Source organism: Pantoea sp. Ft-CA_14 (genome assembly GCF_024520875.1).
GTDB classification, from domain to species: Bacteria; Pseudomonadota; Gammaproteobacteria; order Enterobacterales; family Enterobacteriaceae; genus Pantoea; species Pantoea agglomerans.
Genome location: NZ_JALNPM010000005.1, coordinates 1 through 25,165, shown reverse-complemented (window position 1 = coordinate 25,165; position 25,165 = coordinate 1). Strand labels below are relative to the sequence as shown.

General features: G+C 56.0%; 24 protein-coding genes. 4 read left to right on the top strand and 20 right to left on the bottom strand.

Annotated features, from left to right (window positions below; translation table 11 throughout):
• Position 1: 1 nt before the first annotated feature.
• Genes rplI through rpsF form a run of 4 tightly spaced genes read right to left on the bottom strand, consistent with a single transcriptional unit; the run spans position 2 to position 1,442 of the window.
• Positions 2-451: a 50S ribosomal protein L9 gene (gene rplI, locus NR195_RS09560; protein ID WP_010256429.1), complete on the bottom strand. Its 450-nt coding sequence runs from the start codon at positions 449-451 to the stop codon at positions 2-4.
• Between the two features lie 39 nt (positions 452-490).
• Positions 491-718, bottom strand: a complete 228-nt coding sequence (gene rpsR / locus NR195_RS09555; protein WP_002210155.1) for a 30S ribosomal protein S18 — start codon at positions 716-718, stop codon at positions 491-493.
• A 4-nt stretch (positions 719-722) separates the two neighbouring features.
• The gene (gene priB, locus NR195_RS09550) at positions 723-1,040 is read right to left on the bottom strand and encodes a primosomal replication protein N (protein ID WP_010256154.1); all 318 of its coding nucleotides are present in this window, start codon (positions 1,038-1,040) and stop codon (positions 723-725) included.
• A gap of 6 nt (positions 1,041-1,046) precedes the next feature.
• Complete coding sequence (gene rpsF / locus NR195_RS09545; protein WP_003855334.1) at positions 1,047-1,442, bottom strand: 30S ribosomal protein S6; 396 nt, start codon at positions 1,440-1,442, stop codon at positions 1,047-1,049.
• Positions 1,443-1,847: 405 nt separating this feature from the next.
• Between rpsF and NR195_RS09540 the strand changes: the two genes are divergently transcribed.
• On the top strand, positions 1,848-2,054 hold the full coding sequence (locus NR195_RS09540; protein ID WP_010256150.1) for a hypothetical protein: 207 nt from the start codon (positions 1,848-1,850) through the stop codon (positions 2,052-2,054).
• A 48-nt stretch (positions 2,055-2,102) separates the two neighbouring features.
• Here the strand turns inward: NR195_RS09540 and yjfP are convergent, their stop codons facing one another.
• Positions 2,103-2,852 (bottom strand): esterase, encoded by a 750-nt coding sequence (gene yjfP / locus NR195_RS09535; protein WP_033758907.1) that lies wholly within the window; start codon positions 2,850-2,852, stop codon positions 2,103-2,105.
• Between the two features lie 158 nt (positions 2,853-3,010).
• Here yjfP and NR195_RS09530 point away from each other — a divergent pair, with 158 nt between their 5' ends.
• Positions 3,011-4,942 (top strand): methyl-accepting chemotaxis protein, encoded by a 1,932-nt coding sequence (locus NR195_RS09530; RefSeq protein ID WP_256844453.1) that lies wholly within the window; start codon positions 3,011-3,013, stop codon positions 4,940-4,942.
• A 56-nt stretch (positions 4,943-4,998) separates the two neighbouring features.
• Positions 4,999-5,325, top strand: coding sequence for a biofilm peroxide resistance protein BsmA (gene bsmA / locus NR195_RS09525; RefSeq protein ID WP_031592741.1), 327 nt, complete (start codon positions 4,999-5,001; stop codon positions 5,323-5,325).
• On the opposite strand, the gene NR195_RS09520 is transcribed toward bsmA, so the two are convergent.
• From NR195_RS09520 to nnr, 15 genes are all read right to left on the bottom strand, one after another.
• Entirely contained in the window at positions 5,299-6,927 is a 1,629-nt protein-coding gene (locus tag NR195_RS09520; RefSeq protein WP_256844452.1) for an isovaleryl-CoA dehydrogenase, read from the bottom strand. The genes bsmA and NR195_RS09520 overlap by 27 nt on opposite strands.
• A gap of 220 nt (positions 6,928-7,147) precedes the next feature.
• Positions 7,148-7,882 (bottom strand): 23S rRNA (guanosine(2251)-2'-O)-methyltransferase RlmB, encoded by a 735-nt coding sequence (gene rlmB / locus NR195_RS09515; protein WP_010256134.1) that lies wholly within the window; start codon positions 7,880-7,882, stop codon positions 7,148-7,150.
• A 69-nt stretch (positions 7,883-7,951) separates the two neighbouring features.
• On the bottom strand, positions 7,952-10,444 hold the full coding sequence (rnr, locus tag NR195_RS09510) for a ribonuclease R (RefSeq protein WP_061902002.1): 2,493 nt from the start codon (positions 10,442-10,444) through the stop codon (positions 7,952-7,954).
• 16 nt (positions 10,445-10,460) lie between these two features.
• Positions 10,461-10,904, bottom strand: coding sequence for a nitric oxide-sensing transcriptional repressor NsrR (gene nsrR, locus NR195_RS09505; protein ID WP_010256130.1), 444 nt, complete (start codon positions 10,902-10,904; stop codon positions 10,461-10,463).
• 218 nt (positions 10,905-11,122) lie between these two features.
• Positions 11,123-12,421 carry an adenylosuccinate synthase gene (locus tag NR195_RS09500; RefSeq protein ID WP_010256129.1) on the bottom strand — a complete coding sequence of 433 codons (1,299 nt, stop codon included), beginning with the start codon at positions 12,419-12,421 and terminating at the stop codon, positions 11,123-11,125.
• A 166-nt stretch (positions 12,422-12,587) separates the two neighbouring features.
• Positions 12,588-12,788: a DUF2065 domain-containing protein gene (locus tag NR195_RS09495; RefSeq protein WP_010256126.1), complete on the bottom strand. Its 201-nt coding sequence runs from the start codon at positions 12,786-12,788 to the stop codon at positions 12,588-12,590.
• Positions 12,789-12,846: 58 nt separating this feature from the next.
• Entirely contained in the window at positions 12,847-13,851 is a 1,005-nt protein-coding gene (hflC, locus tag NR195_RS09490) for a protease modulator HflC (protein ID WP_010256123.1), read from the bottom strand.
• Positions 13,852-13,854: 3 nt separating this feature from the next.
• A complete protein-coding gene (gene hflK, locus NR195_RS09485; RefSeq protein WP_033758916.1) occupies positions 13,855-15,093 on the bottom strand; it encodes an FtsH protease activity modulator HflK in 1,239 nt (412 codons plus the stop codon).
• Positions 15,094-15,320: 227 nt separating this feature from the next.
• On the bottom strand, positions 15,321-16,601 hold the full coding sequence (gene hflX, locus NR195_RS09480; protein ID WP_010256119.1) for a ribosome rescue GTPase HflX: 1,281 nt from the start codon (positions 16,599-16,601) through the stop codon (positions 15,321-15,323).
• A gap of 72 nt (positions 16,602-16,673) precedes the next feature.
• Entirely contained in the window at positions 16,674-16,985 is a 312-nt protein-coding gene (gene hfq, locus NR195_RS09475; protein WP_010256116.1) for an RNA chaperone Hfq, read from the bottom strand.
• 103 nt (positions 16,986-17,088) lie between these two features.
• Positions 17,089-18,039 (bottom strand): tRNA (adenosine(37)-N6)-dimethylallyltransferase MiaA, encoded by a 951-nt coding sequence (miaA, locus tag NR195_RS09470; protein ID WP_010256112.1) that lies wholly within the window; start codon positions 18,037-18,039, stop codon positions 17,089-17,091.
• Positions 18,032-19,897 (bottom strand): DNA mismatch repair endonuclease MutL, encoded by a 1,866-nt coding sequence (gene mutL, locus NR195_RS09465; protein ID WP_256844451.1) that lies wholly within the window; start codon positions 19,895-19,897, stop codon positions 18,032-18,034. The genes miaA and mutL overlap by 8 nt, the downstream gene beginning before the upstream one ends.
• A gap of 46 nt (positions 19,898-19,943) precedes the next feature.
• Positions 19,944-21,614: an N-acetylmuramoyl-L-alanine amidase AmiB gene (gene amiB, locus NR195_RS09460; protein WP_033769796.1), complete on the bottom strand. Its 1,671-nt coding sequence runs from the start codon at positions 21,612-21,614 to the stop codon at positions 19,944-19,946.
• On the bottom strand, positions 21,611-22,087 hold the full coding sequence (gene tsaE / locus NR195_RS09455; RefSeq protein WP_010256103.1) for a tRNA (adenosine(37)-N6)-threonylcarbamoyltransferase complex ATPase subunit type 1 TsaE: 477 nt from the start codon (positions 22,085-22,087) through the stop codon (positions 21,611-21,613). Before tsaE ends, amiB begins: the two co-directional genes overlap by 4 nt.
• Positions 22,084-23,604, bottom strand: coding sequence for a bifunctional ADP-dependent NAD(P)H-hydrate dehydratase/NAD(P)H-hydrate epimerase (gene nnr / locus NR195_RS09450; protein ID WP_256844450.1), 1,521 nt, complete (start codon positions 23,602-23,604; stop codon positions 22,084-22,086). Before nnr ends, tsaE begins: the two co-directional genes overlap by 4 nt.
• Between nnr and queG the strand changes: the two genes are divergently transcribed.
• Positions 23,603-24,742, top strand: coding sequence for a tRNA epoxyqueuosine(34) reductase QueG (gene queG / locus NR195_RS09445; protein WP_256844449.1), 1,140 nt, complete (start codon positions 23,603-23,605; stop codon positions 24,740-24,742). The two genes, nnr and queG, sit on opposite strands and share 2 nt — an antisense overlap.
• Positions 24,743-25,165: the final 423 nt, after the last annotated feature.

Below are 25,165 nucleotides of genomic sequence, written 5' to 3'. Positions count from 1 at the left end.
ATTAACCAGCAACTACTTTCACGTTCAGTTTCGCGAATACTTCGCTGTGAACCTGGAAGCTTACTTCATGCTCACCGGTAGTGCGCAGAACGCCGTTCGGCAGACGAACTTCGCTCTTAGCCACTTCAACGCCAGCTGCAGTCACTGCATCAGCGATGTCGCGGGCACCGATTGAACCGAACAGTTTACCTTCATCGCCCGCTTTAGACGTGATGGTTACAGTGCCCAGTTCATTGATTTTCTCAGCGCGTGCAGTTGCTGCAGACTGAACGTCAGCCAGTTTGGCTTCCAGTTCAGCACGGCGTGCTTCGAAGAACTCAACGTTTTTCTTGGTAGCAGGAACAGCTTTGCCCTGTGGTACCAGGAAGTTACGAGCGTAGCCCGCTTTAACGTTAACCTGATCACCCAGGGTGCCAAGGTTTGCTACTTTATCAAGCAGAATAACTTGCATTACCTTATCCTCTTAAAGTCGTTAATGGACAGTTGCCGATTACTGATGACGATCAGTGTACGGCAGCAGAGACAGGTAACGCGCACGCTTGATGCAGCGAGCCAACTGACGCTGGTATTTTGCACGAGTACCGGTGATACGGCTCGGGACAATTTTACCGCTTTCGGTAATGTAGTTTTTCAACGTTGCGATGTCTTTGTAATCGATCTCAACAACGCCTTCCGCGGTGAAACGGCAGAACTTGCGACGACGGAAATAACGTGCCATTAGGCTAGTCTCCAGAATCTATCAATTCAATCTGCTCGGCATGGAACACCACTTTGCTCTGGCCATTTCGTGCCTGATGGCAACTAATGAAACCGTCGAGTGTGAGTTGCGTGCCGACCGTTATATGTTGAGTAATCACCTGATGGGCGCTGCCGCTGATAATAACCGGCATACGACACCAGGCTTGCCGGTGAAACCCGGCCTCCTCCTGCACTGAGCGGTGCTCAAGCACGAACTGACAGTGAGGAATTCCTGACGGGCTAACTCTTCGAACCGGCGTCTTGCACACAGTGCCAGACAGGCGAAGTCGATTAACCGTCACGATGGATTACTCTTCAGAATCCCCAGCATCTGACTCATCAGCGGATTCGTTAGCAAAATCTTCGCGACGATCACGACGCTCATCTTTCGCTTTAACCATCGGCGATGCTTCAGTTACCGCGTTTTTAACGCGCATAACCATGCTACGGATAACGGCGTCGTTGAAGCGGAAGTTCGTTTCCAGCTCATCGATCGCTTCCTGCGGCGCTTCAACGTTCATCAGAACGTAATGCGCTTTGTGCAGTTTATTGATCGGGTAAGCCAGCTGACGGCGGCCCCAGTCTTCCAGACGGTGAATCGTGCCTTCTGCACCAGTGATAGCACCAGTGTAACGCTCGATCATGCCAGGAACCTGTTCGCTCTGGTCAGGATGAACCATAAATACGATTTCGTAATGACGCATCGAAATTGCTCCTTACGGATTATTCAGCCTCCTGTCGGGGTCAACCGCGGCCCATGGAAGCAAGGAACGTTATAGGCTGTGTCCCACAAAGGTTCGTTGTGACGAGCGTTTGTGGGACACAGCCTGAGAATGCGGCTGAAAAATTGACGCGTAATCATACTGGCGGCGACGGCTAAACTCAAGCGCACATTTCAACAAATGCCATCCGGCGTGCCATATACGGTAGCTTTTCGTGCTAATCATGTGAATACAGCGCGTTAAGCGGGAAAGGTTCAAAAAAGCTGATTAAGAGGTTCAGGCGGACGATCTGGCGATAATGTGCACAGTCGCTAAACTTAATGCAGACGCTACGGTTTGGCTTATCGGCGTCTAACAGAGTGTGTTCCCTGAAGTGAGGAGTCGGGCATGAAAACGTTCGTCATCGCCACTTTACTGGGTCTCTTCCTGTCTCCACCCGCTCTTGCCAGCAATGCTGACTGTGCGCAGCAGATAAGAAGTCACAGCAGCGAAGCGGCATCGGGTTATATCTACGTTAATCGGCTGGATGCGCCACAAAAGAACCCGGTCAACGCGCCTGCCAGAGCAGCAGAAAAATCGTCTGCGCACTGGTAAGTGCCGGTAAGTTTACGGGCGGCAGATCCACTCTCCGCCCGCTCATTTTTATAGCTGCTGTTTAAAAAAGCTGACCAGCGCCGTCAATGCTGATGGCGTGATCTTATGTCCAATCTGTTTTTCAGACAGCGAAGTCAGATGCTGCGCCAGCCCGTTGTCACGCAGCGCCCTCTCCAGCCGGACGCTCTCCGCCCAGGGCACCACCTCATCCGCCTCACCATGCCACAACAGCAGCGGACGGTTTGCCAGTGCCTCCAGCCGGTTGCAGGGATCGTAGTCCGCCAGCGGTGCCATGCGGGCAGCAAACTGCGCTTGCTGCTCAGGCGTATCGGCCACCAGCGGCGGAAAGAGCGACTGACTGAGCTGCATAAAATAGCCCGATCCCATCAGGCAGGCGACGCTCTGAATCTGCGGATAACGCGCCATCGCGCCCAGCGCCGTCATGCCGCCCATCGACGCGCCCGCCACCGCAAAGCGCTCGCCGGCGATCAGATCGTCAGCGCGCAGCGCCGATTCCAGCTGCGGCAGCTCATCAATGTTCTGTTTCAGAATCTCCCAGAAGCGACCAAGGCGTGCATCGGCATCGCCGTGATAGCGCGCGCCGTGCAGATCTGCATCCGGCATCACCGCCCGGAACCCCGCCTGTGCCAGCGCGACAGCGAAGTAGGCGTAGACCTCTTTTGAAGAGGTAAAGCCGTGATAAAACAGCACGGTGGGCAGTGGCTGATGCCGTTGTCCGGCAGGCGTGGCGTGCAGGCATTCGATACCGGCCAGCGTTTCTGTGGTGAGTTCAATCATGGTCTCTCCTGAGAAGGGGCAAGGCGTGCCGATTGAGTGTACGTCTGCGGGTTAATTTACGAAATCCCCTGCTGCGTTTAGTCGCCAGATTTCGGCCTAAACTTTTCCCGCGCTTTGCCGTTGATGTTGTGTCCCCCTAACTTGATCAAAGGTAATTTATGAAGCGTCTCTCTCTCAGCGGCCTGAGTCTTGGAGTTAAGCTGTCTGTACTGACGTCTCTCAGCGTAGCGTTATTGTTGCTGGTTCTGACGCTAACCCAGAGCCACACCGCTTCGCGGCAGCTGGAAAATCTCGCCATCGATGACATGCAAAACCAGGTGCAGGGCATCAGTGAAATGGCCACCATGTTCAACGCCACTCTCACCGAAGAGGTGGCTCACTACACCAGTCTGTTTACCAGTTTCCTGCCTAAGCGTTTTAGCCTGGATGAAGGCTCACGGGTGCAGGTCGGTGCCTTTTCGACGCCGGTGCTGCGCGCCGGGTTAAAAACGCTGAACCTCGACCAGACCGCGGTAGACGATTTCACCGAACGCACCGCCGCCGTGGCGACCATTTTTGTGCGCGACGGCGATGATTTTATCCGTATTTCCACCTCGCTGAAAAAGCAGGATGGCAGTCGCGCGATCGGTACGCAGCTTGACCGCAACGGCGCCGCCTGGAAAAGCGTCCGTCAGGGCGACGTCTATCAGGGGCTGGCGACGCTGTTCGGCCATCGCTACATCACACAATATCAGCCGGTAAAAGATGAGAGTGGCAAGGTTGTCGCCATCCTGTTTGTCGGCGTTGGCATTGATAAGCAGTATGCGCTGATGCGTGAAAAAATCCTGGCACGCAAGCTGGGTGATAGTGGTCATTTCTTTGTGCTCAACGGCACCCCCGGTAAGACGCAGGGAGAGTATCTGTTCGATCAGCACGACGAAGGAAAACGACCCGCATGGGATGACGCGACACTCCAGCCGCTGCTGACTCAGCCGCAGGGCATACTGCAGGCAGAGATCAACGGCGAGCACCAGATTCTGGCCTGGCAGCAGCTGCCGGGCTGGAACTGGGTGATCGCCGGCGAAGTTAACCGTGAAAGCCTGCTCGCCCCGATTACGCATAGCCGTAACCTGTTCCTGATAACAGGACTGATTCTGGTGGTGGTCTTTGCGCTGGGGTTTGTCTGGTACAGCCGTCGGGCGATTACCCGTCCGCTGCAGCAGGTGATCCATCTGGCGGAGCAGTATGCCGCCGGGAATCTGCAGGTCCATATGGATACCCAGCGTCGCGATGAAGTGGGCCAGTTGATCGTTGCGATCAACGGCATTGGCGATGGTCTGGAGAAAATCGTCAGCCAGGTGCGCGGCGCGGCGCAGGAGATCAGCGACGGCACGGACACCATCGCGGCCAGTAGTCATAACATCAGCGAGCAGATCGGGCGTCAGGCCAGCAGCGTGGAGCAGACCTCCGCCAGCATGGAGCAGTTTGGCGCGACGGTTGAACACACCGCAGACAGCCTGCGTCAGGCGATGTCACTGGTGGCCGAAGCCAGCGATATCGTCAGTCACGGCAGCCAGACGGTGGTGCGTTCGGTCAACACCATGTCGGCGATTAAGGTTTCATCACAAAGCATTGCGGATATCACCCACGTGATTGAGTCGATCGCCTTTCAGACCAATATCCTGGCGCTGAATGCCGCCGTTGAAGCGGCACGTGCCGGGGAACAGGGCCGTGGCTTTGCCGTGGTGGCCGCAGAAGTGCGTGCGCTGGCACAGCGTTCTGCGCAGGCTGCTAAAGAGATTGATGGACTGATTGCGACCTCCATCAGCAACGTGGCGGAGGGCCATCAGTTATCTGAGCAGACGCGCGATGCGATGAGCAACATTGTGACCCACATCGAGCAGGTGCAGGCGCTGATGGGCGAGATCAACGTCGCGGCGCAGCAGCAGGCGGCAGGCATCGGCCAGGTTAATCTGGCGATGAACCAGATCAGCCAGGCGACTCACCAGAACAGCGAACTGGTGACACAGGCGGAAAACAGCGCGCAGAACCTGAGTGATAAAGGGCATCACCTGACCCAGCTGGTCAGCGTATTCAGCCTTAAATCCTGACGCCATTCAGGGCGATGACATACACTTAATGCTTCGTCCTGAAAGAGGGTTTTGCTATGCGTTTCGCTTATTTACTGATGATAAGCCTGCTGCTGGCAGGCTGTTCCGCGCTTGATACCACGCCAAAAGCACCGCCCGCGCCGACGCAACAGGCGCAGGAGATTTCACGGGCGCAGAGTGGCGGTTTGCCGAAGCTGGGCAATATTACCGTTAACGTGCGCGGCTCACCGGATGATGCCGGGCGGGCCGTGGCCACCCGGGCTAACCAGGCCGGTGCGGCTTACTATCAGATCGTGGCGCTGAGTGAAACGGTAATGCCAGGTCTCTGGTACGCCAGCGCGATTCTTTACGGCGCATCACCTGCCACAGGCGCGGGCCAGTAAACGGTCTGTGATTGCTGTCTCAAGCGGGCGGGAGCCACGCCGATCGAGCCACTGCTGGCACCATGCATCCGCCAGCGGCGGTTCGCCATATTTCAGTAGCTGAGCGCCGGTCGCAAGCTGCAGCAGCGTGCGGGTCACCTCGCGCGCCTGCTCTTCGGGGACGTTGCTCATTCGCAGCCGTAACTGACGCCAGCGCGCATCGAAATGACGATTACTCCCTTTCACCGCTTCAAATTCCTGACTCAGCATCTCCGAAACCTCTGCCTGACGGGTGAGCACGCGCAGTACGTCAAGACACATCACGTTGCCCGACCCTTCCCAGATGCTGTTGACCGGTATGTCACGATAGAGGCGCGGCAGCTCGCTCGCTTCGCAGTAGCCGATGCCCCCCAGCACTTCCATCGACTCCGCGACGAACGGGGCACCCGCTTTGCAGATCTGATATTTTGCAGCCGGAGTGAATAAGCGGGCAAACGTGACCTCATGCGGTTTTGCCGGTTGTGACCAGGCGCGCGCCAGCCGCATCAGCAGCGCGGTTTGTCCCTCCAGCTGCAGCGCCTGCTGTGCCAGAACCTGACGCATCAGCGGCTGATCCACCAGGTTTTTCCCCATCACCTGGCGCTGATGTGCATGCCAGAGTGCCACCGAGAATGCACGCCGCATCTGACCATGACTGCCGAGTGCGCAGTCGAAGCGCGTCATACCGCCCATTTTAAGGATCAGCCGCACGCCTTCGCCCTCTTCTCCCAGCAGCCAGCCGGTCGCATCGCGAAACTCCACCTCACAACTGGCATTTGAGCGATTACCCAGCTTATCTTTAAGCTGCTCAAGCTGGATGGCGTTGCGTGACCCGTCAGGCAACAGGCGCGGCAGGAAGAAACAGCTTAATCCGGCGGGCGTCTGCGCCAGCACCAGATGCGCATCGCTCTGCGGCACCGAGAAGAACCATTTGTGGCCGGTCAGCCGGTAGGCTTCACCTGGGCCGCGCGCGCCCAGCGGCTCGGCCCGGGTGGTGCTGGTGAGCAGATCGCTGCCGCCCTGTTTTTCCGTCATGCCCATACCAATCAGCAGACCCCGTTTCTGGTCGCCGGGCTGCGCATGGGTGTCGTAACGATCGCTGAGCAGCGGATCGAGCCAGCCTTCGAACGCGGCGGGCAGAAAAGTCTGCAGCAGTGGAATGGCCGCGTGCGTCATGGTCACCGGGCAAAGCGTGCCCGCTTCAACCTGCGCATGCAGAATAAAGCGCGCAGCGCGCGCCACGCTGGCCTGTTCACGTACTGTGGGATGCCAGCTGAGATTATGCAGGCGGCTGGCGCAGACACCCTGCATCAGCAGGTGCCAGGCGGGGTGAAAACGGACTTCATCCATCCGTACGCCGCGGGCGTCGTAGCGCAGCAGTTCAGGTGGCTCCGCGTTGGCGAGCCGGCCCAGTTCCAGCGACTCGGCGCTGCCCAGCTGTCGGCCTACCGAAGCCAGCCACTCCCGATCCCATCCGGCGCCTTCGCGTGACAGTGCCTCGCCGAGCGGCGTATCAGACAGGAACAGGTTGCTGTTGCTCAGAGGATGGGGCTGATTAAAAACGGTGTGTGTTGTCCAGGTCATAACCACTCCTCGCGGATGTCACTCAGTAAGTATACCCGTCGTCTTTCAAGCTGCATTTTTGTTGGCTGCGTTCACTCACCCGAATCACTTACTCATGTAAGCTCATCGGGATTCGTTCTCTTGCCGCCTCAATGCAACCCGAAATCCTTTGGGTATATACGAATGACGCGCAGTTATGCCTGGTACAGAAACTAATTTGTGGCGAGGATCACATCGGGGATCAGGCGTTGCGCTGACGCACCGCTTCAAACAGGCAGACACCCGTAGCAACCGAGACATTCAGCGAAGAGACGCTGCCGGCCATCGGAATGCTGATCAGCTCATCGCAATGCTCACGGGTCAGACGACGCATGCCTTCCCCTTCCGCGCCCATCACCAGCGCCATCGGACCGGTCATTTTGCTCTGGAAGACGGTATGGTCAGCTTCACCTGCGGTACCGACAACCCAGATGTTGTACTCCTGCAGCAGACGCAGGGTACGTGCCAGGTTGGTGACGCGGATCAACGGCACATTTTCTGCCGCGCCGCTGGCCACTTTTTTGGCCGTTGCATTCAGGGGCGCAGAGCGATCTTTCGGCACGATAATCGCGTGCACACCGGCCGCATCGGCACTGCGCAGGCAGGCACCCAGATTGTGCGGATCGGTGACCCCGTCCAGCACCAGCAGGAAGGGTTTCTCCAGGCTCTGCAGCAGATCCGGCAGGTCGCCTTCCTGATACTGACGACCCGGTTTTACCCGCGCCACAATACCCTGATGCACACCGCCTTCAACCTGGCTGTCGAGCCACTTGCGCTCGGCCAGCTGAATCACGACCCCCTGAGCTTCCAGCGCGGCGACCACGGGTTGCAGGCGACGATCGTCGCGGCCTTTGAGGATAAAGACTTCCTGGAAACGTTGTGGATCACGTTCCAGCAGCGCCTGCACGGCATGGATACCAAAAATAATTTCGCTCATCGATCTGCTCAGTGTTTGGAAATGAATGAATGACCGCCCTTTCTCAGTGAGAAAGGGCGGGTGCGCGCATCAGTCAGGCTGCGCCTTTTTTCTGGCGCGCTTCGCCCGGGTGGCGGCGGCGATTTTACGGGTTTTTTCCGAGACGTTTTTACTTTTATTCTCGGTATTTGCAGCGGCGGGCTTACTCTTGTCGCCCCGGAAAGCGGCGTCCGGCTCGAAGTTGGACTTCTTGCTCGCATCACGACGGCGTTTCGCTGGCGCTTTGTCGTCACGCTTCGCCCGGTCGCGTGCGGTTTTGCCTTCACCACGTACCTGACGCTGGCTGGAGATCAGGGCAAAGTCGATTTTACGCTCATCCATATGGACGGCTTCAACACGCACTTCAACCGTGTCACCCAGACGATAGGTGCGACCGCCCGATTCACCGATCAGACGCTGACCTACCGGGTCAAAACGGTAGTAATCGTTGTCGAGCGTCGAAACGTGGACCAGACCATCAATGAACAGATCGCTTAAGCGTACAAAGAAGCCAAATCCGGTCACGCTGGAAATGACGCCGTTGAAGACGTTGCCAACCTGATCCTGCATGAAGTCACACTTGAGCCAGTCCGCGACGTCACGGGTCGCTTCATCGGCGCGGCGTTCGGTCAGGGAACAGTGCAGGCCCAGTTGCAGCATCTGCGGCATGTCGTAGTGATAGCCGCCGGTTGCTGTCGTCATATCTTTGGCGACGCTGCGATCTCTCGGCATCAGGTATTTAATGGCGCGCTGTACCAGGCCTTTACCTTCATCCTGCTCTTTTGCCAGCAGATATTTGATGGCGCGATGCAGCGTCAGATCCGGGTAACGACGGATTGGCGAGGTAAAGTGCGCATACGACGAGAGTGCCAGACCAAAGTGACCGCGGTTTTCCGGGTCGTAAACGGCCTGCTTCATCGAACGCAGCAGCATGGTTTGCAGCATTTCCGCATCAGGACGATCGGCAACCTGCTTCAGCAGCGCCGCATAGTCGATTGGCTGCGGTTTATTGCCACCAGGCAGGCTCAGTCCCAGCTCGTTGAGCACGGTACGGAAGCTCTTGATGCTTTCGTCGGTCGGACGATCGTGATCGCGGAACAGCGCCGGTTCCTGATTTTTCTCAACGAAGCGTGCCGAGGCGATGTTCGCCAGGATCATGCACTCTTCGATCAGCTTATGAGCGTCATTACGTGACACGCGCTCAACACGCTCAATACGGCGCTCGGCGTTGAAGATAAACTTCGCCTCTTCCGTTTCAAACGAGATACCGCCGCGCTCTTCACGAGCGGCTTCCAGCGCATGATAGAGGTTGTTCAGCTCTTCAAGGTCTTTAACCAGCGGCGCATACTGCTGACGCAGCTCTTTGTCGCCCTGCAGGATGTTCCAGACTTTGTTGTAGGTCAGACGCGCATGGGAGTTCATCACCGCTTCGTAGTGCTTGAAGCCGGTCAGTTTACCTTTGGTCGAGATGGTCATCTCGCACACCATACAGAGGCGATCAACCTGCGGGTTAAGCGAACATAAGCCATTCGACAGCACTTCCGGCAGCATCGGCACAACCTGCGACGGGAAGTAGACCGAGGTTCCGCGCTGATGCGCTTCGTCATCCAGAGGGGTGCCAGGACGGACGTAATAGCTGACATCCGCGATAGCTACCCACAGACGCCATCCGCCACCGCGCTTCTTCTCACAGTAAACAGCATCATCAAAGTCACGGGCATCTTCACCATCGATGGTGACCAGCGGCAGCTTACGCAGATCGACGCGGCCTTTTTTGGCCTCTTCCGGGACTTCTTCTTTCAGTTTGCTGACCTGAGCTTCCACTTCCGGCGGCCAGGTGTGCGGGATTTCATGCGTACGCAGCGCCATATCCACGGCCAGGCTGGTACCCATATCATCGCCCAGAATCTCGGCGATTTTACCGATCGCTTTGCTGCGACGGTTCGGACGCTGGACCAGCTCAACCACCACCACGGAACCCATGCGGGCATTCATCGTCTCTTCAGGCGGGATGAGGATGTCAAAACTCAGGCGACTGTCGTCCGGTACCACGAAGCCGGCACCGGCATCGGTAAAGTAACGGCCAACGATCTGATTGTTGCGGGGTTCCTGCACCCGGACCACGCGCGCTTCGCGGCGGCCTTTGCGATCGGCACCCAGCGGCTGCGCCAGGATCACGTCACCGTGCATACAGAATTTCATCTGTTCTGCGGAAAGGTAGAGGTCATCTTTCTGACCTTCTGCCCGCAGGAAGCCGTAGCCATCGCGGTGGCCAATGACTTTACCGCGCAGGAGATCAAGACGTTCTGGCAGGGCATAACACTGACGGCGGGTGAACACCAGCTGACCATCACGCTCCATGGCGCGAAGGCGGCGACGCAGCGCCTCAAGGTGTTCTTCTTCCTGCAGATTCATCTCTTCAGCCAGCTCTTCGCGGCTGGCCGGTTTTTCACGTTTTTCTAACAGAGCCAGAATAAATTCACGGCTCGGAATAGGGTTTTCGTATTTTTCAGCTTCTCTATCCTGAAAAGGATCTTTTGACATAGCGGTTCCTCCGATGTCATTTAATATTTATTTCCACCGGCGATCTGGACAAGATGATCTCATAAAGTGGTGTATTTCCTTCGACCAGATCTGCCAACGTATAGCTATCCAGCTCCTGCAAAAATCGCTGCACCGCATCATGTAACGCCTGCTTCAGACGACAGGCTGGCGTGATGGAACAGGACGCGCAATCCACTAATTGTAGTGGTTCCATCTTACGTACCACATCGCCAATGACAATCTGACGAGCTGGCATACCCAGACGAATGCCCCCGTTTTTACCACGCGTTGCGGCGACATAGCCCGCCCGGCTCAGCTGATTGATAATTTTGACCATATGATTACGGGACAAACCATAAGTGTTCGTCACTTCCGTAATATTGGTCTGCTGACCTTCCGGCAACGATGCCAGATAAATCAGTGCCCGTAAGCCATAATCAGTAAAACTCGTGAGCTGCACAGTAACCTCAGTGAACCTTCAGGCGCGGCATGACCTTATTCGCCCTGTGATTGATGCCAGGATTAAATCGGATCGCCATTCGATTAGCTACGATGATAAACCAGAGTCTGTCTGGCCGTGCGCTTTTTTAAGCCAGCAGAAGGTTTGACAAGCGAAGGGAGGTTAAGTGGCATCAAAGAATGGAAAAACAAGGGCCGGACAGCGTCCGGCCTGAATGATTACGCGTCGAACGGGTCGCGCAGAATCATTGTTTCACTACGATCAGGGCCGGTTGAGATGATATCAATCGGCACACCCGTTACCTCTTCCACACGCTTGATGTAGTCACGCGCAGCCTGAGGCAAACCTTCCAGCGTCTTGACGCCAAACGTTGTCTCGCTCCAGCCTGGCAGGGTTTCGTAGATCGGCTCAATGCCTTCCCAGTTCTCTGCCGCCAGTGGCGTGGTGGTCACTTCGCGGCCATCAGGCATACGATAAGCCACACAGATCTTCACCTCTTTCAGGCCATCCAGCACGTCCAGCTTGGTCATGCAGAAACCTGACAGGGAGTTGATCTGAACTGCGCGGCGAACCGCTACCGCATCCAGCCAGCCGGTACGACGACGACGACCGGTGGTCGCACCAAACTCATTACCCTGCGCACAGAGGAATTCGCCGGTTTCATCGAACAGCTCGGTCGGGAACGGGCCTGCGCCAACGCGGGTTGAGTAAGCTTTCACAATACCCAGCACGTAGTCGACATAACGCGGGCCAATGCCTGAACCGGTCGCTACGCCACCTGCGGTGGTGTTGGATGAGGTCACGTACGGATAGGTACCGTGATCGATATCCAGCAGCGTACCCTGCGCACCTTCAAACATAATCAGATCGCCACGCTTACGCGCGACGTCCAGCAGTTCAGAGACGTCAACGACCATGCCAGTGATGATGTCAGCGACTTCCATCACATCACTCAGCACTTTATCGAAGTCGACTGCCGGCTCTTTGTAGTACTCCACCAGCTGGAAGTTGTAGAAATCGACCACTTCTTTCAGCTTGGCAGCAAAGGTTTCTTTGTTAAACAGGTCGCTGACGCGCAGGGCACGGCGAGCGACTTTATCTTCGTAAGCCGGTCCGATGCCACGACCAGTAGTACCAATCGCTTTGGCGCCACGAGCACGTTCACGCGCCATATCCATCGCAACATGATATTGCAGGATCAGCGGACAGGCTTCAGAAATCAGCAGACGTTCGCGTACCGGAATCCCGCGCGCTTCCAGGCCTTTCATCTCTTTCATTAAGGCTTCAGGAGAGAGCACTACGCCGTTACCAATGATACTGGTGACGTTATCGCGCAGAATGCCAGAAGGGATCAGGTGGAGGACGGTTTTTTCACCGTTGATGACAAGCGTGTGGCCCGCATTGTGGCCGCCTTGATAACGCACAACGTAATTCGCGCGCTCAGTCAGAAGGTCTACAATCTTACCTTTACCTTCGTCACCCCATTGGGTGCCCAGTACGACGACGTTCTTACCCATTTCTCAAAATCACCGATTGCTTAAAAAAGGATTCTACCATCTGATCCCGTGGTTTTCAGCACTTTTAGCATACGATTGCGCGCTTTTTTGCCTGAGTTTTGATCACTACAACATGTTGGGGATAATAGCGTTGAAAGGCACAATTTAGCCGGTCTGAACGTCAGCCTCAGAGGTTGCCGTGCAGGCTGAGCATGCAGTAAATCACCATGCCAGCAACGACCAGTCCGCCACCAAAGCGGTGCAGCAGACGATCGGGCAACCGCGTCATCGTCAGGATCATGCGTCGCCAGGCGCGCGGCATAAACATTGGTCCCAACCCTTCCAGCACTAACACCAGCGCCAGCGCCATCCAGATGCTTGTTTTCATTCTGATACCCAAAAAAAAAGGGCCGACAACATTGTCGGCCCACAGGTTATATCAGTTCTTAGCGTGTCGCGTTAGAGGGCGCCTTCATATATCGGAAGAAGTCGCTATCCGGGCTTAATACCATCACATCCTGATCGCTATTGAAGCTGTTTTCATAGGCACGCAGGCTACGAATAAAGGCGTAGAAGTCAGGATCTTTGCTGAACGAATCGGCAAACAACCGCGCCGTTTCCGCATCACCGTCACCGCGTGTAATCAGCGCTTCACGCTGGGCTTCAGCCAGAGTACGGGTGACCTGGTAATCGGCCTGGGCGCGCAGTTTTTCCGCCTCTTCCTGACCCTGTGAACGCTGGCTACGCGCTACCGCTTCACGCTCAGCACGCATACGGTTAAAGATCGCATCAGACACTTCAGTCGGCAGGTTGATCTGCTTGATGCGAACATCCACCACCTGAATACCTAACGCCGCCATACTGTTCGGGTTTGGTGCTGGCTCGCTGCTGTTGGTTTCACGCTCGACACGGGCCGCTGCACTGGCAATCGCGTCATCAGCCGCAGGGGTTGCGATTTCATCATCGTTGCCTGCAGAGCCGGTATTCAGCGCGTCACGCACATCGGTAGTCAGACGACCACGGGAGTCCGTTACGATATCTTTCACATCCAGACGACCCATCTCAGAACGCAAGCGGTCACTGAACTTACGTTTCAGCAGCACTTCCGCCTGAGAGACATCACCGCCACCGGTGGCCAGGTAGTAGCGACTGAAGTCGCTGATACGCCACTTGATGTAGGAGTCCACGATCAGATCTTTCTTCTCTTTGGTGACGAAGCGATCGGCCTGGTTATCCATGGTCTGGATACGCGCATCCAGCGTTTTAACCGTTTCCAGGAATGGAATCTTGAAATGCAGACCCGGCTCAAACACCTGCGGTTTGTTTTCGCCGTCGCGCAGGACTTTACCGAAGCGCAGAACAATGCCTCGCTGCCCTTCCTGCACCACAAACAGGGACGCATAGAGCGCCACCAGCACGACAATGATTAAAAATACTATTGGCTTACGCATCGATTACTCTCTCCCTTCGCGCTGGCTGTCGCTGCGCTGAGCATTTGCCCGACGCTGATCCATGATATTGTCCGGACTGTATGACGACGTGTCATTGCGGCTGGCACTGCTATCGGAGCGCGCAGGCAGCGAAGAACCATTCGCGCCTTTCTGACCATTCTGGCCCGATGAAGTCTGACCGCCACGCATCAGTTGATCCAGCGGCAGCACCATCAGGTTATTACTCCGATCGTTAACCAGTACTTTGCGGGTATGGCTCAGCACACGTTCCATGGTCTCGATATAGAGGCGCTCTTTGGTGATTTCGGGTGCAGCTTTATACTCAGGCAGGATCTTGGCGAAACGCGCCACCTCACCCTGCGCTTCCAGAACGGTACGCTCTTTGTAAGCGCGTGCCTCTTCCAGAATACGTTGCGCCTGGCCGTTAGCACGAGGCTGAACTTCGTTGGCGTAAGCTTCGGCTTCGCGAACATACTGCTCGCGGTTTTCGCGTGCGGCAATCGCGTCATCAAATGCAGACTTCACCTCTTCCGGCGGACGTGCAGCCTGGAAGTTGACGTCCAGCACCGCGATCCCCATGTTATAAGGGCGAATCGTCTCGTCGATTTCACGCTGGGTATCGCTACGCACCACAGTACGACCTTCGGTCAGAATGCGGTCCATGGTAGAGCGACCAATCACGCCGCGCAGTGCGCTGTCGGTAGCCTGACGCAGGCTGTCGTCCGCGCTGGTCACAGCATAAAGATAACGTTCCGGATCGGTCACGCGGTACTGCACGTTCATCTCCACGCGTACCACGTTCTCATCTGAAGTCAGCATGACGCCAGAAGCAGCCAGTTCGCGCACCGATTCAACGTTAACCGCACGCACCTGATCAACGAATGTCGGCTTCCAGTTCAGGCCGGGTTCGACCAGATGACTGAATTTACCGAAGCGCGTCACCACGCCACGTTCCGCTTCTTTGATGGTGTAGAAACCGCTTGCAGCCCAGATGACTACAGCAGCAACAGCCACGATACCAACAATTTTGCCACCGCTGCCGGAGCCGCGCTGACCGTTGTCGTTCTGTTTGCCACCGCCCAGTCCACCAAGCTTCTTGCTCAGCTTACGGAAGATATCATCCAGATCAGGAGGCCCGGATTCCCGTCCTCCCTTATTCCCCCCAGAGTTGCCGCCTTGATTATTGCTGCTTCCCCACGGGTCGCGGTCCTGTCCGTTATTTCCGGGCTGATTCCACGCCATGTTTCTACTCCATTTATTGTAATTACGATTTTTACCCTTCAGCTTTCGGATTGCAGCGGTGTTGGCTGCCTTCGCTCACCCCGGTCACTTACCTGCGTAAGCTCCCGGGGATTCACTCAGTTGCCGCCTTGCTGAAATCCAAAATACTCGGGTAACGCCAGCGTATTCGGGTCTGCAAAGAAAGTGCGACAATCTTCAATTTTTAAGGTAAATGCGTTTGGGCAACATCAAACAATGTAACTGGTCAGCGACGGTTCCTGCTTACATAAACGCATCCACTCAATAATGGGCATACGTATCTGCAATCCTACACTGCCGTCTTCTTCATTCCACTCTTTCTCAATCGCCTGCAGCTGATAGAAACGGCTGCGAAGTCGCCCCGCTTCCGGTGGCAGACGTAATGCGTGCTGGGCTATTTCACCCGCCAGACGCTCAGACAGCGCCTGCCATAGCAACGGAATGCCTGCGCCTGTCTGGGCGGAAAGCCAGACGCGGATTGGCAGGTTCTCTTCGTTACGATCGATACGTGGTTCGAATCCGTCGAGCATATCGATTTTATTCATCACCAGTAACGTCGGGATTTCGTCCGCTTCAATCTCTTCCAGTACGGCATCGACGGCGGCGATATTTTCCGTGACGCGAAGGTCAGCCCCATCAATCACGTGCATTAACAGCGTCGCCTGACGAGTCTCCTGCAGCGTGGCTTTAAAAGCGGCAACCAAATCGTGAGGAAGATGGCGAATAAAGCCTACCGTGTCCGCCAGTACCACGTCCCCGACATCAGCAACATTCAGACGGCGCAGTGTGGGGTCGAGCGTCGCAAACAGCTGGTCTGCGGCAAAGACATTGGCGGAAGTCATGGCGTTAAAGAGGGTCGACTTGCCGGCGTTGGTGTAACCCACCAGCGAAACCGTTGGCACATCCGCTTTGGCGCGTGACTGACGTCCCTGTTCACGCTGTTTTTCAACTCGCTCAAGACGAGACAAAATCTGACTGATACGGCCGCGCAACAGCCGGCGGTCCGTTTCTAACTGCGTTTCACCCGGGCCACGTAAACCAATCCCGCCTTTCTGGCGTTCAAGGTGGGTCCAGCCGCGCACCAGACGTGTCGCAAGATGGCGCAGCTGTGCCAGCTCAACCTGCAATTTACCTTCGTGGGTACGTGCGCGTTGGGCAAAGATATCCAGAATTAAACCGGTGCGATCAATGACCCGGCATTCGCACAGGCGCTCGAGGTTTCTTTCCTGAGCGGGCGTAAGGGCATGATCGAATAATACGACCGATGCTCCTGTTGTTTTTACCGCATCGGCAATTTCAACGGCCTTTCCTTCACCGACAAAATACTTGGGGTGTGGCGCTTTGCGGCTGCCAGTAACCACTTGCAGCGCCTCAACGCCAGCAGAAGAGACCAGGGTTTCAAACTCCTGCAAATCTTCTACTTCTTTGTCTTGGGAGAACCAGATGTGTACCAGTACGGCCTGCTCACCGGCTTCATAACGGTCAAACAAGCTATAACCTCGCTAAATAAAAGACCAGGACGGAAAACCGCTGTTCTCCGTTCCTGGCTGTACGGTGACGCGTTATTCTGCGTTATCACCGTCTTGTTGTGGCTGTGGCTGCGCAGTTGTGTTGCTGCCGCCATGATGGTAATTGTTGCTGCCGCCACCGGTATTATTGCTATGGTGAGAAACCGGGCGTGAAGGAACAACGGTAGAAATGGCGTGCTTATACACCATCTGACTCACCGTGTTTTTCAACAAAATGACGAACTGATCAAATGACTCAATCTGACCCTGCAACTTAATACCGTTAACCAGATAAATCGAAACCGGAACACGTTCACGACGCAGTGCGTTCAAAAACGGGTCTTGTAATGATTGCCCCTTAGCCATTCTATCTTTTCCTTATATGCTTGTTGTTTGTTGCAAGTAGAACCTATGGTTCTGAAAAAACTGCGTAAAAATTTGCGCACGATAACCCATCAATTGTACACAATCACCCATGCTTCGCACTAAGAACCTGTAACACTGTATCACGCGCCAGCCGGGGCTCGTCACTGTCAAGCCAGTGAACATTTTCCCAACCGCGTAACCAGGTCATCTGTCGCTTAGCAAGCTGCCGGGTTGCGCAAATTCCCCGATAAACCATCTCGCTGTAATCGATTTCGCCCGATAAATAAGACCACATCTGACGATAGCCAACACAACGAATGGAAGGCATGTCCGTATGCAAATCACCTCGTGCAAAAAGGGCCCGAGACTCCGCTTCAAATCCTGACGCCAACATCTGCTCAAAACGCAACGCGATGCGCTGGTGCAGCAATTCACGGCTCGCGGGGGCGATGGCAAACTGTTGCACGTCGTAGGGTAACGCTTCACCGGATGTTTTTGTCAGTTCCGTTAAAGTTTTACCCGAAATAAAAAAAACTTCCAGTGCTCGCGAAAGTCTCTGCGGATCATTCGGATGAATACGACTGCCGGCAACCGGGTCGATTTCACACAGCTGGCGGTGTAAAGCTTCCCAGCCTTTTTCACGCGCCGTTTGCTCTATCCGCTGACGAACGTCGGGATCGGCCGAGGGCAACGGCGACAATCCTTCAAGTAACGCCTTGAAGTAGAGCATGGTTCCACCAACAAGCAACGGTATTCGTCCGGCTTCAACGATATCCGCCATTTCTGCTAAAGCATCCCGCCGGAACTCCGCTGCCGAATAGGCTTCAGCGGGATCGCGAATGTCGAGCAGACGATGGGGGGCCACTGCTAACTCCTCAGCCGACGGTTTCGCCGTACCAATATCCATCTGACGATAGATTAAGGCAGAGTCTACGCTGATTAGTTCCACTGGTAACCGCTTACGCAATTCAATTGCTAAAGCAGTCTTGCCAGAAGCCGTGGGTCCCATCAAAAAAATAGCCTTTGGCCGGCCAGCCTGGTTTAATTCACTCATGCTTCAACGCGTTGATCGCGCTCTCAATCTCTATGGGCTGTAATAAGCCTGAAGGCGGCGATTTCAGCAGCTGTGGGCAAAGCCGTTCAAGCTCTGCCAGCAGGTTGATCGCCTGTGAGTGATTCCAGTCGGAGGACTCTGTATCCTGACGCCGCGCCAGCCACTGGGCCAGTTGCGTCGCAGAGATCTCCTGCTGCCGGGCGAGATAGCCTAACAGCTCAGGAATCAAGATTTGTAAATTTTGTGTTCGTAACGGTAAAGGCACCGCGCGTAAGGTCACGTGGTCGCCTTCGGGCTGAAGATCAATACCCATCTGATTGAGCAGGCTGCTCTTTTCTTTTGCGGCCTGCCGTTCATCCAGGGCGATTTTGAGCCGCACCGGAATCAGCAGGGGTTGCGGTTTAAGCCCATCTTCACCCGGTTCAAGCTGCGCCTGTTTCAGCCAGCGCGCCGCGACCGGCAGCGCCATCAGCATTAACTTCTGATCCTGCTCCAGCAGCGCATAGTGGTTTTGTAACACGGTCAGTACCCGGCCAAAACTCTGGGCATGCGCGGCCAGCGGCGAGAGTTTTTCGGCCGTACGCGGTGCCGGTTCACGGTTTTTTGGCGGCGGCGTGGCGCTGACAGGCGTTTTCAGCAACTGCTGATAAACCGCGCCTTCACGCTGACGATACGCGTTCTCTTTGTTTTGCCAGGCCGGCGCCGCTGCGGGCGGTGTTTGCCGCGTGGAGGCTGAAGATTGATTCTCGCTGGCGGGGGCTGAAGGCTGCGCAAAATGATTCCCTCCCGCCGCCTGACGGTTTTCCGGCTGCCAGCGCGGTGCGGTTTCTTCTGCCTGCAGCGCAGGCAAAATGGGTGACGCTATCGCCTGTAATGCGCTGACCACGCCCTGATAAATAAAATCATGCACCAGGCGTGACTGATGAAAACGCACTTCATGCTTGGCCGGGTGAACGTTGACATCCACCTGATGCGGATCGATCTCCAGATAGAGCACATAAGCGGGCTGCTGGTCATCCTGGAGCTGGGTCTGGAAAGCCTGGCGGATAGCGTGATTAATCAGCTTGTCGCGCATCATCCGGCCATTGACGTAGCAATATTGTAACTCGGTGACCTGGCGCGAACCGGCGGGATCGGCGACCCAGCCGCGCAGCGAGAGATCATCATGCTGCCAGTCAATTCGCAGCGCATGCTGAATAAACGTGGTGCCGCAGATAGCTGCCAGTCGCCGTTCGCGCTGGCTCTCCTCGCTGACGGCCCGATACTGACGCATCATTTTGCCGTTGTGGCTCAGTGAAAGCGCGACATCAAAACGCGCCAGTGCAATACGACGGATCACTTCGTCGATATGACCGAACTCGGTTTTCTCTGTGCGCATAAATTTGCGGCGCGCCGGGGTGTTATAAAACAGATCCAGCACTTCGAGCGTGGTCCCACAGGGATGCGCAGCCGGTTTAACCGTTACCGTCATATCACGCCCTTCCGCATAGGCCTGCCAGGCTTCGGTTTGATCGGCGGTACGTGAGGTTAAGGTCAGGCGGGAGACAGAACTGATACTGGCGAGCGCTTCACCGCGAAAACCCAGGCTCATGATCGCTTCCAGGTCATCCAGTGAGGCGATTTTACTGGTGGCGTGTCGGGCCAGCGCCATCGACAGCTCGCTTTTCACGATGCCGCAGCCGTTGTCACGAATGCGGATAAGCTTTGCGCCCCCCTTTTCAATATCAACGTCAATGCGCGTTGCACCAGCATCCAGGCTGTTCTCCACCAGCTCTTTTACAACCGATGCAGGACGTTCAACCACTTCACCCGCCGCAATCTGGTTTGCCAGTTGGGGCGGTAAAATTTGTATCGGCATGGTTTTCCTTTTAGCTGGTCGCCCGGCGCAGCGGCCGGGCAAACAATCAGGATGCAGGGATTTTCAGGTTCTGCCCCAACATGACGTTGGTCGATTTCAGATTATTGGTCTGCATTATCGCTTTCGGGCTGACGCCATAATGTGCGGCAATGCCGGTCAGTGAATCCCCCACAACCACTTTATGACGCACAACGCCGCGTGGCGTGGCGCGCGTGGTGCGGCTGGCGGCCGCACTGGCCGGCACTTTCAACCGCTGTCCGACCCATACCACATCCCGCTTCAGGGTGTTCATTTCACGCAGGGTCGACATGCTGACGCCATACTTCGCGGCAATCCCGGAGAGTGTCTCACCGCGCGTTACCGTATGGCGCTGAGTTACGCCGGTATATTGCGTCACCCCGGTCGCCGGGTTACTGGCGACGTTAACCGCTGGCGACGAGCCCAGCGGCCGGTTTTCCTCCTTTGGGATGGATTGCAGCGGGTGCGCCAGGAAATAAGTGCGCAGACCTTTATAGATCGACTGCGCAATCTTATCCTGGTGTGCGCTACTGCCAAGCAGTCGCTCCTCCGAGGAATTACTGATAAAGCCGGTTTCCACCAGCAAAGAAGGAATATCGGGTGAACGCAGCACGCCAAGACTGGCATGCTCAGGCAGACGTTTATGCAGCGACGTCACGCTACGCATCTGCTGCAACACTTTCTGGGCGATGTCATAACCGACCCGCTGCGAGTGACCGAATTGCAGGTCAAGTACTGCCTGGCTGAGGTAGGGGTCGGCCTGACTGTTAGCCAGCAGGTCACCTGCGCCGCCCAGCAGCTCAGACTGTTTCTCTTTCTGCTCCAGCCAGTTAGCCATCTCGTTATTGGCCCGGCGGTTTGATAATACCCAGACCGATGCACCGGTCGCCGCATGGCTCGGCGCAGCGTCAGCATGAATTGAAACCAGCACGTTGGCGTTGGCTTTACGCGCCACGTCGGAGCGGCCCATAACCGAGATAAAATAGTCGCCATCACGTGTCAGGACGCCTTTAAACATCGGATCGTTATTCAGCAACACCCGCAGTTTACGTGCAATTGCGATTGTGACGTTCTTCTCTTTCAGTCCGCGCTGCCCGATAGCGCCGGGATCCTGACCGCCATGTCCGGCATCAATCGCCACAATCACGGTATCGTTCTGGCTGACGGCCCGGCCAGGACTCACGGTGCTGGCTGTGCTGGTCACGGACGTCACCGGATTCGAATTAAAGGGGTTCGCCGCTGCGGCACTCTGGGTGGGCACGCGCGTCGGGGCCGTTACCGGCGCAGGCACACTGCGCGTAACAGCAGGCGGCTTACCGGTAATGGTGAAGACCACGCTGTAGCTGTTGCCATTGCGCTGGGTGACCGCCCGGGTTTTACCCGCCTGCGTCAGCTCAAACACCAGCCGCACGCTCTGTTTATCTTTCGGGGTGCTGGTGCGAATTCGCTTTACGATGTTTTCGCCGCTGAAATTTAACGGCAGCCCCTGAACCACGCCGCTCTGGCGCACATCAAGCACCACACGGTCAGGATTGCGCAGCGGGAAGAAGCCATAGACAGGTTGTCCGGCAAAGTTCAGGGTGATGGTTGCCTGGCTGTCGCCATTGGCGACTTTGATATCCGACAGGGTGGCAGCAAACAGGGGTGTACAGACCAGCAGCAACAGTGTCACCAGCGCTATTTTCATCCGTGACATCATGCCTGATCCCTGCCCTGACCAAATTGTTCAAGCCATTGCTGGCCCGACGAGGATTGTGCCGTCAGTTCCGCTTCACGCGCCTCACCCACGTAACGCAGCGTTAGCGTGAGATCGGGCGGCGGCAGAAAACCGGCGCCCTGCTGCGGCCATTCAACCAGGCAGATAGCATCGCCGCTGAAATAGTCGCGGATGCCCATGAATTCAAGCTCTTCAGGATCGGCAAGACGATAGAGGTCGAAGTGATAAAGTGTGCGGTCGTCCAGCGTGTAAGGCTCAACCAGCGTGTAAGTAGGGCTTTTGACGTTGCCCTGATGGCCCAGCGCCTGCAGAAAGCCGCGGCTGAAGGTGGTTTTACCCGCCCCCAGATCGCCATAGAGATAAATCACTGCCGCGCTGCCACAGGCGCGCGCCAGCTGAGCGCCCAAACTGAGCGTAGCCGCCTCATCGGGCAAAGAGATAACACAGGTCTTCATGCTTCTTTATTCATCTCAGGATTAACAAACTGCCACAGCAGATCCAGTAAATCAGTTGCCAGCATACCGCGCGTACCACGTTCCGCAGCGACCGCATCGGCCGCGGCACCATGTGCAACGCAGCCGGCGCAGGCCGCATCAAACAGCGTCAGTTTCTGGCCCACCAGCGAGGCGATGATTCCACTCAGGAGATCGCCCATACCGCCGGAGGCCATTCCGGCATTGCCCACGTCAGCAAAGGCCATTTCACCCTGCTCGCTGGCAATCAGCGTACCGGCGCCTTTCAGTACCACTACGCCACCATAACGCTGCGCCAATGTCTGCGCTGCATGTAAGCGGTCACTCTCAATTTCACTGGTCTCGGTATTCAGCAAACGCGCCGCTTCTCCAGGATGCGGCGTAATAATGCGATTCTGACGTTTCTCCGCACTGATTGCCAGCAGGTTAAGTGCATCCGCGTCCCAAAGCATCGGCTTTTCACTGCTCGCTACCCGCTTCAGCGCCCGCTTTCCCCAGTCGCGCTGACCCAGACCGGGCCCTATCGCAATGACATCGGCCCACTCCAGCGCCTCCGTCAGGCGCTCATCGGTCAGTTCATCGACCATAATTTCGGGCCGGGCGGTCAGGATCGGAATAATATTATCTTTGTGAGTAAGTACTCGCACCAACCCACTACCGCTGCGCAACGCCGCTTCGGCCGTCATCCGTACCGCGCCAGCGGTACCGGCATCGCCCCCCACTACCAGCAGCCGGCCGTGACTGCCCTTGTGCGAGGTTGGTTTGCGCGGCTTGAGCCAGCGGGTTAATGCGCTGGCATCATAACGCGCGATGGGAGCCCCTTCGCCCGCCAGAAAAGCGGCCAGGCCGAGATCGGCATAGTAAAGCTCTCCAATGTAATCTCGCGCTTTGCCAGTGATCTGGCCCGGTTTAAGAGCAACCACACTCAGCGTATGGCTGGCATTAATTACCTCACCGGGCGCGGTGCCATTGCGGGCTGATAAGCCGGAAGGCATATCAATGGCAAGTTTCGGCGCCGCATGAGCGTTCGCCTGCTGGATCAGCGTGGCATAGGGTTCTTCGGGCGCACGATGACTGCCGGTTCCCAGCAGCGCATCCACAATCACATCGATCTGCTCTGGCCAGACCGCATCGGCCGCATGAATTTCACCGCCCGCATCCAGCCACGCGTCCCGTGCACGCTGCGCCTCTTCCGGCAACGCTTTTTCACTTTCGCACGCCAGCAGCGTAACGGTTTTGCCCGCCGCCTGTCCCAGTCGCGCCAGCACATAACCATCGCCACCGTTATTGCCGTGACCACACAGAATCAGCCAGTGGCTGGCCTCTGGCCAGTGCGCAGTCAGATGCTCGTAAGCGGCCTGTCCGGCACGCAGCATCAGCTCATACAGCGTAATGCCGAGCGCATCGGCCCCCTGTTGCTCAAGCCGGGCCACAGCCTGCGCAGGCCAGACAGAATATGGTAAACTGCGGCTGTTTTTCTTCGAATCCTGGTTACTCATGTCATACCCTCTCGATCTTCATCAATTCGCACAACAGATTAAACAGTGGGGATTGGATCTCGGCTTTCAGCAGGTCGGCATCACCGATACCGATCTCAGTGCGGAAGAGCCGCGCCTGCAGGCGTGGCTGGATAAGCAGTATCATGGCGAGATGGCGTGGATGGCGCGACACGGCATGATGCGGGCGCGTCCTCATGAACTGCTGCCCGGCACGCTGCGCGTTATCAGCGTTCGCATGAACTACCTTCCGGCCAAAGCCGCCTTTGCCAGCACGTTGAAAAATCCCCAACTGGGCTATGTCAGCCGTTATGCATTAGGTCGTGATTACCACAAAGTATTGCGCAATCGACTGAAAAAGCTCGGAGAAATGATCCAGCAGCATTGTGGCGAGCTTAATTTTCGCCCGTTTGTGGATTCGGCCCCGCTGCTTGAGCGGCCGCTGGCAGCCAAAGCGGGACTCGGCTGGACCGGCAAACATTCGCTGATACTGAATCGGGAAGCAGGCTCATGGTTTTTCCTCGGCGAACTGCTGATCGATATTCCGCTGCCGATAGATACACCGCAGCAGGAGCAGTGTGGCCGCTGTGTCGCCTGCTTGACCATCTGCCCTACCAGCGCGATCGTTGAGCCCTACGTCGTGGATGCCAGGCGCTGTATTTCCTATCTCACCATTGAGCTGGAAGGCGCGATCCCGGAAGAGTTTCGCCCGCTGATGGGCAACCGGATATATGGCTGTGATGACTGCCAGCTGATCTGTCCGTGGAATCGCTATGGACAACTCAGTGACGAAAGCGATTTTTCACCGCGAGCGGCGCTACACGCCCCTGAGCTGATCGATCTGTTTCAATGGGATGAAGCGAAGTTTTTACGCATCACTGAAGGCTCAGCGATTCGCCGCATTGGTCATTTACGCTGGCTGCGTAATATTGCAGTGGCGCTGGGTAACGCGCCCTGGTCGCCCGAAATCGTTCAGGTACTGGAACAACGACTCGGTGAAAGTGACCTGCTGGATGAACATATTCTGTGGGCAATCACGCAGCAGCAGCAGAAACGCGAGCAACTCGTGGTTGAAGTGCAACCTGCCCAGCAGAAGCGCCTGGTTCGTGCAGTAGAGAAGGGTTTACCGCGTGATGCGTGATTGAACAGCTTGATCGCGAATTATCGTTTTCCACATGCTGTGAATAAAAATAAAAAGCTGTTGTCATTCAACTGCAACAACGCTGATTTTGCTGTTAAATAACAAATTGAAATATTTTCATAATGATAAATATCAACAACTTATATAAAAGTTGTGTTTATTTAATAATGAGGCTATCGCTTCGGTTAACCTGCAAGGTTGTGGATAACTCTGTTCAAAAGCCATTTACAGATCGCCGTAACAGGCGCAGATGATGGGGTGCAGTGCTGTGGATAACCTTCATGAAACAATCAAAATCACGCGACGTAAAACAGTCGGCTAACGGACTGAAATGAGGGTGATGTTAAATCTGGAGCGGGAAACGAGACTCGAACTCGCGACCCCGACCTTGGCAAGGTCGTGCTCTACCAACTGAGCTATTCC

What these genes read in the sequence shown, in the direction of transcription:
- rplI (WP_010256429.1), bottom strand. Translation starts at nt 451, where the DNA reads ATGCAAGTTATTCTGCTTGATAAAGTAGCAAACCTTGGCACCCTGGGT.
- rpsR (WP_002210155.1), bottom strand. Translation starts at nt 718, where the DNA reads ATGGCACGTTATTTCCGTCGTCGCAAGTTCTGCCGTTTCACCGCGGAA.
- rpsF (WP_003855334.1), bottom strand. Translation starts at nt 1,442, where the DNA reads ATGCGTCATTACGAAATCGTATTTATGGTTCATCCTGACCAGAGCGAA.
- NR195_RS09540 (WP_010256150.1), top strand. Translation starts at nt 1,848, where the DNA reads ATGAAAACGTTCGTCATCGCCACTTTACTGGGTCTCTTCCTGTCTCCA.
- yjfP (WP_033758907.1), bottom strand. Translation starts at nt 2,852, where the DNA reads ATGATTGAACTCACCACAGAAACGCTGGCCGGTATCGAATGCCTGCAC.
- NR195_RS09530 (WP_256844453.1), top strand. Translation starts at nt 3,011, where the DNA reads ATGAAGCGTCTCTCTCTCAGCGGCCTGAGTCTTGGAGTTAAGCTGTCT.
- bsmA (WP_031592741.1), top strand. Translation starts at nt 4,999, where the DNA reads ATGCGTTTCGCTTATTTACTGATGATAAGCCTGCTGCTGGCAGGCTGT.
- NR195_RS09520 (WP_256844452.1), bottom strand. Translation starts at nt 6,927, where the DNA reads ATGACCTGGACAACACACACCGTTTTTAATCAGCCCCATCCTCTGAGC.
- rlmB (WP_010256134.1), bottom strand. Translation starts at nt 7,882, where the DNA reads ATGAGCGAAATTATTTTTGGTATCCATGCCGTGCAGGCGCTGCTGGAA.
- rnr (WP_061902002.1), bottom strand. Translation starts at nt 10,444, where the DNA reads ATGTCAAAAGATCCTTTTCAGGATAGAGAAGCTGAAAAATACGAAAAC.
- NR195_RS09500 (WP_010256129.1), bottom strand. Translation starts at nt 12,421, where the DNA reads ATGGGTAAGAACGTCGTCGTACTGGGCACCCAATGGGGTGACGAAGGT.
- NR195_RS09495 (WP_010256126.1), bottom strand. Translation starts at nt 12,788, where the DNA reads ATGAAAACAAGCATCTGGATGGCGCTGGCGCTGGTGTTAGTGCTGGAA.
- hflC (WP_010256123.1), bottom strand. Translation starts at nt 13,851, where the DNA reads ATGCGTAAGCCAATAGTATTTTTAATCATTGTCGTGCTGGTGGCGCTC.
- hflK (WP_033758916.1), bottom strand. Translation starts at nt 15,093, where the DNA reads ATGGCGTGGAATCAGCCCGGAAATAACGGACAGGACCGCGACCCGTGG.
- hfq (WP_010256116.1), bottom strand. Translation starts at nt 16,985, where the DNA reads ATGGCTAAGGGGCAATCATTACAAGACCCGTTTTTGAACGCACTGCGT.
- miaA (WP_010256112.1), bottom strand. Translation starts at nt 18,039, where the DNA reads ATGAGTGAATTAAACCAGGCTGGCCGGCCAAAGGCTATTTTTTTGATG.
- mutL (WP_256844451.1), bottom strand. Translation starts at nt 19,897, where the DNA reads ATGCCGATACAAATTTTACCGCCCCAACTGGCAAACCAGATTGCGGCG.
- amiB (WP_033769796.1), bottom strand. Translation starts at nt 21,614, where the DNA reads ATGATGTCACGGATGAAAATAGCGCTGGTGACACTGTTGCTGCTGGTC.
- tsaE (WP_010256103.1), bottom strand. Translation starts at nt 22,087, where the DNA reads ATGAAGACCTGTGTTATCTCTTTGCCCGATGAGGCGGCTACGCTCAGT.
- queG (WP_256844449.1), top strand. Translation starts at nt 23,603, where the DNA reads ATGTCATACCCTCTCGATCTTCATCAATTCGCACAACAGATTAAACAG.
- nnr (WP_256844450.1), bottom strand. Translation starts at nt 23,604, where the DNA reads ATGAGTAACCAGGATTCGAAGAAAAACAGCCGCAGTTTACCATATTCT.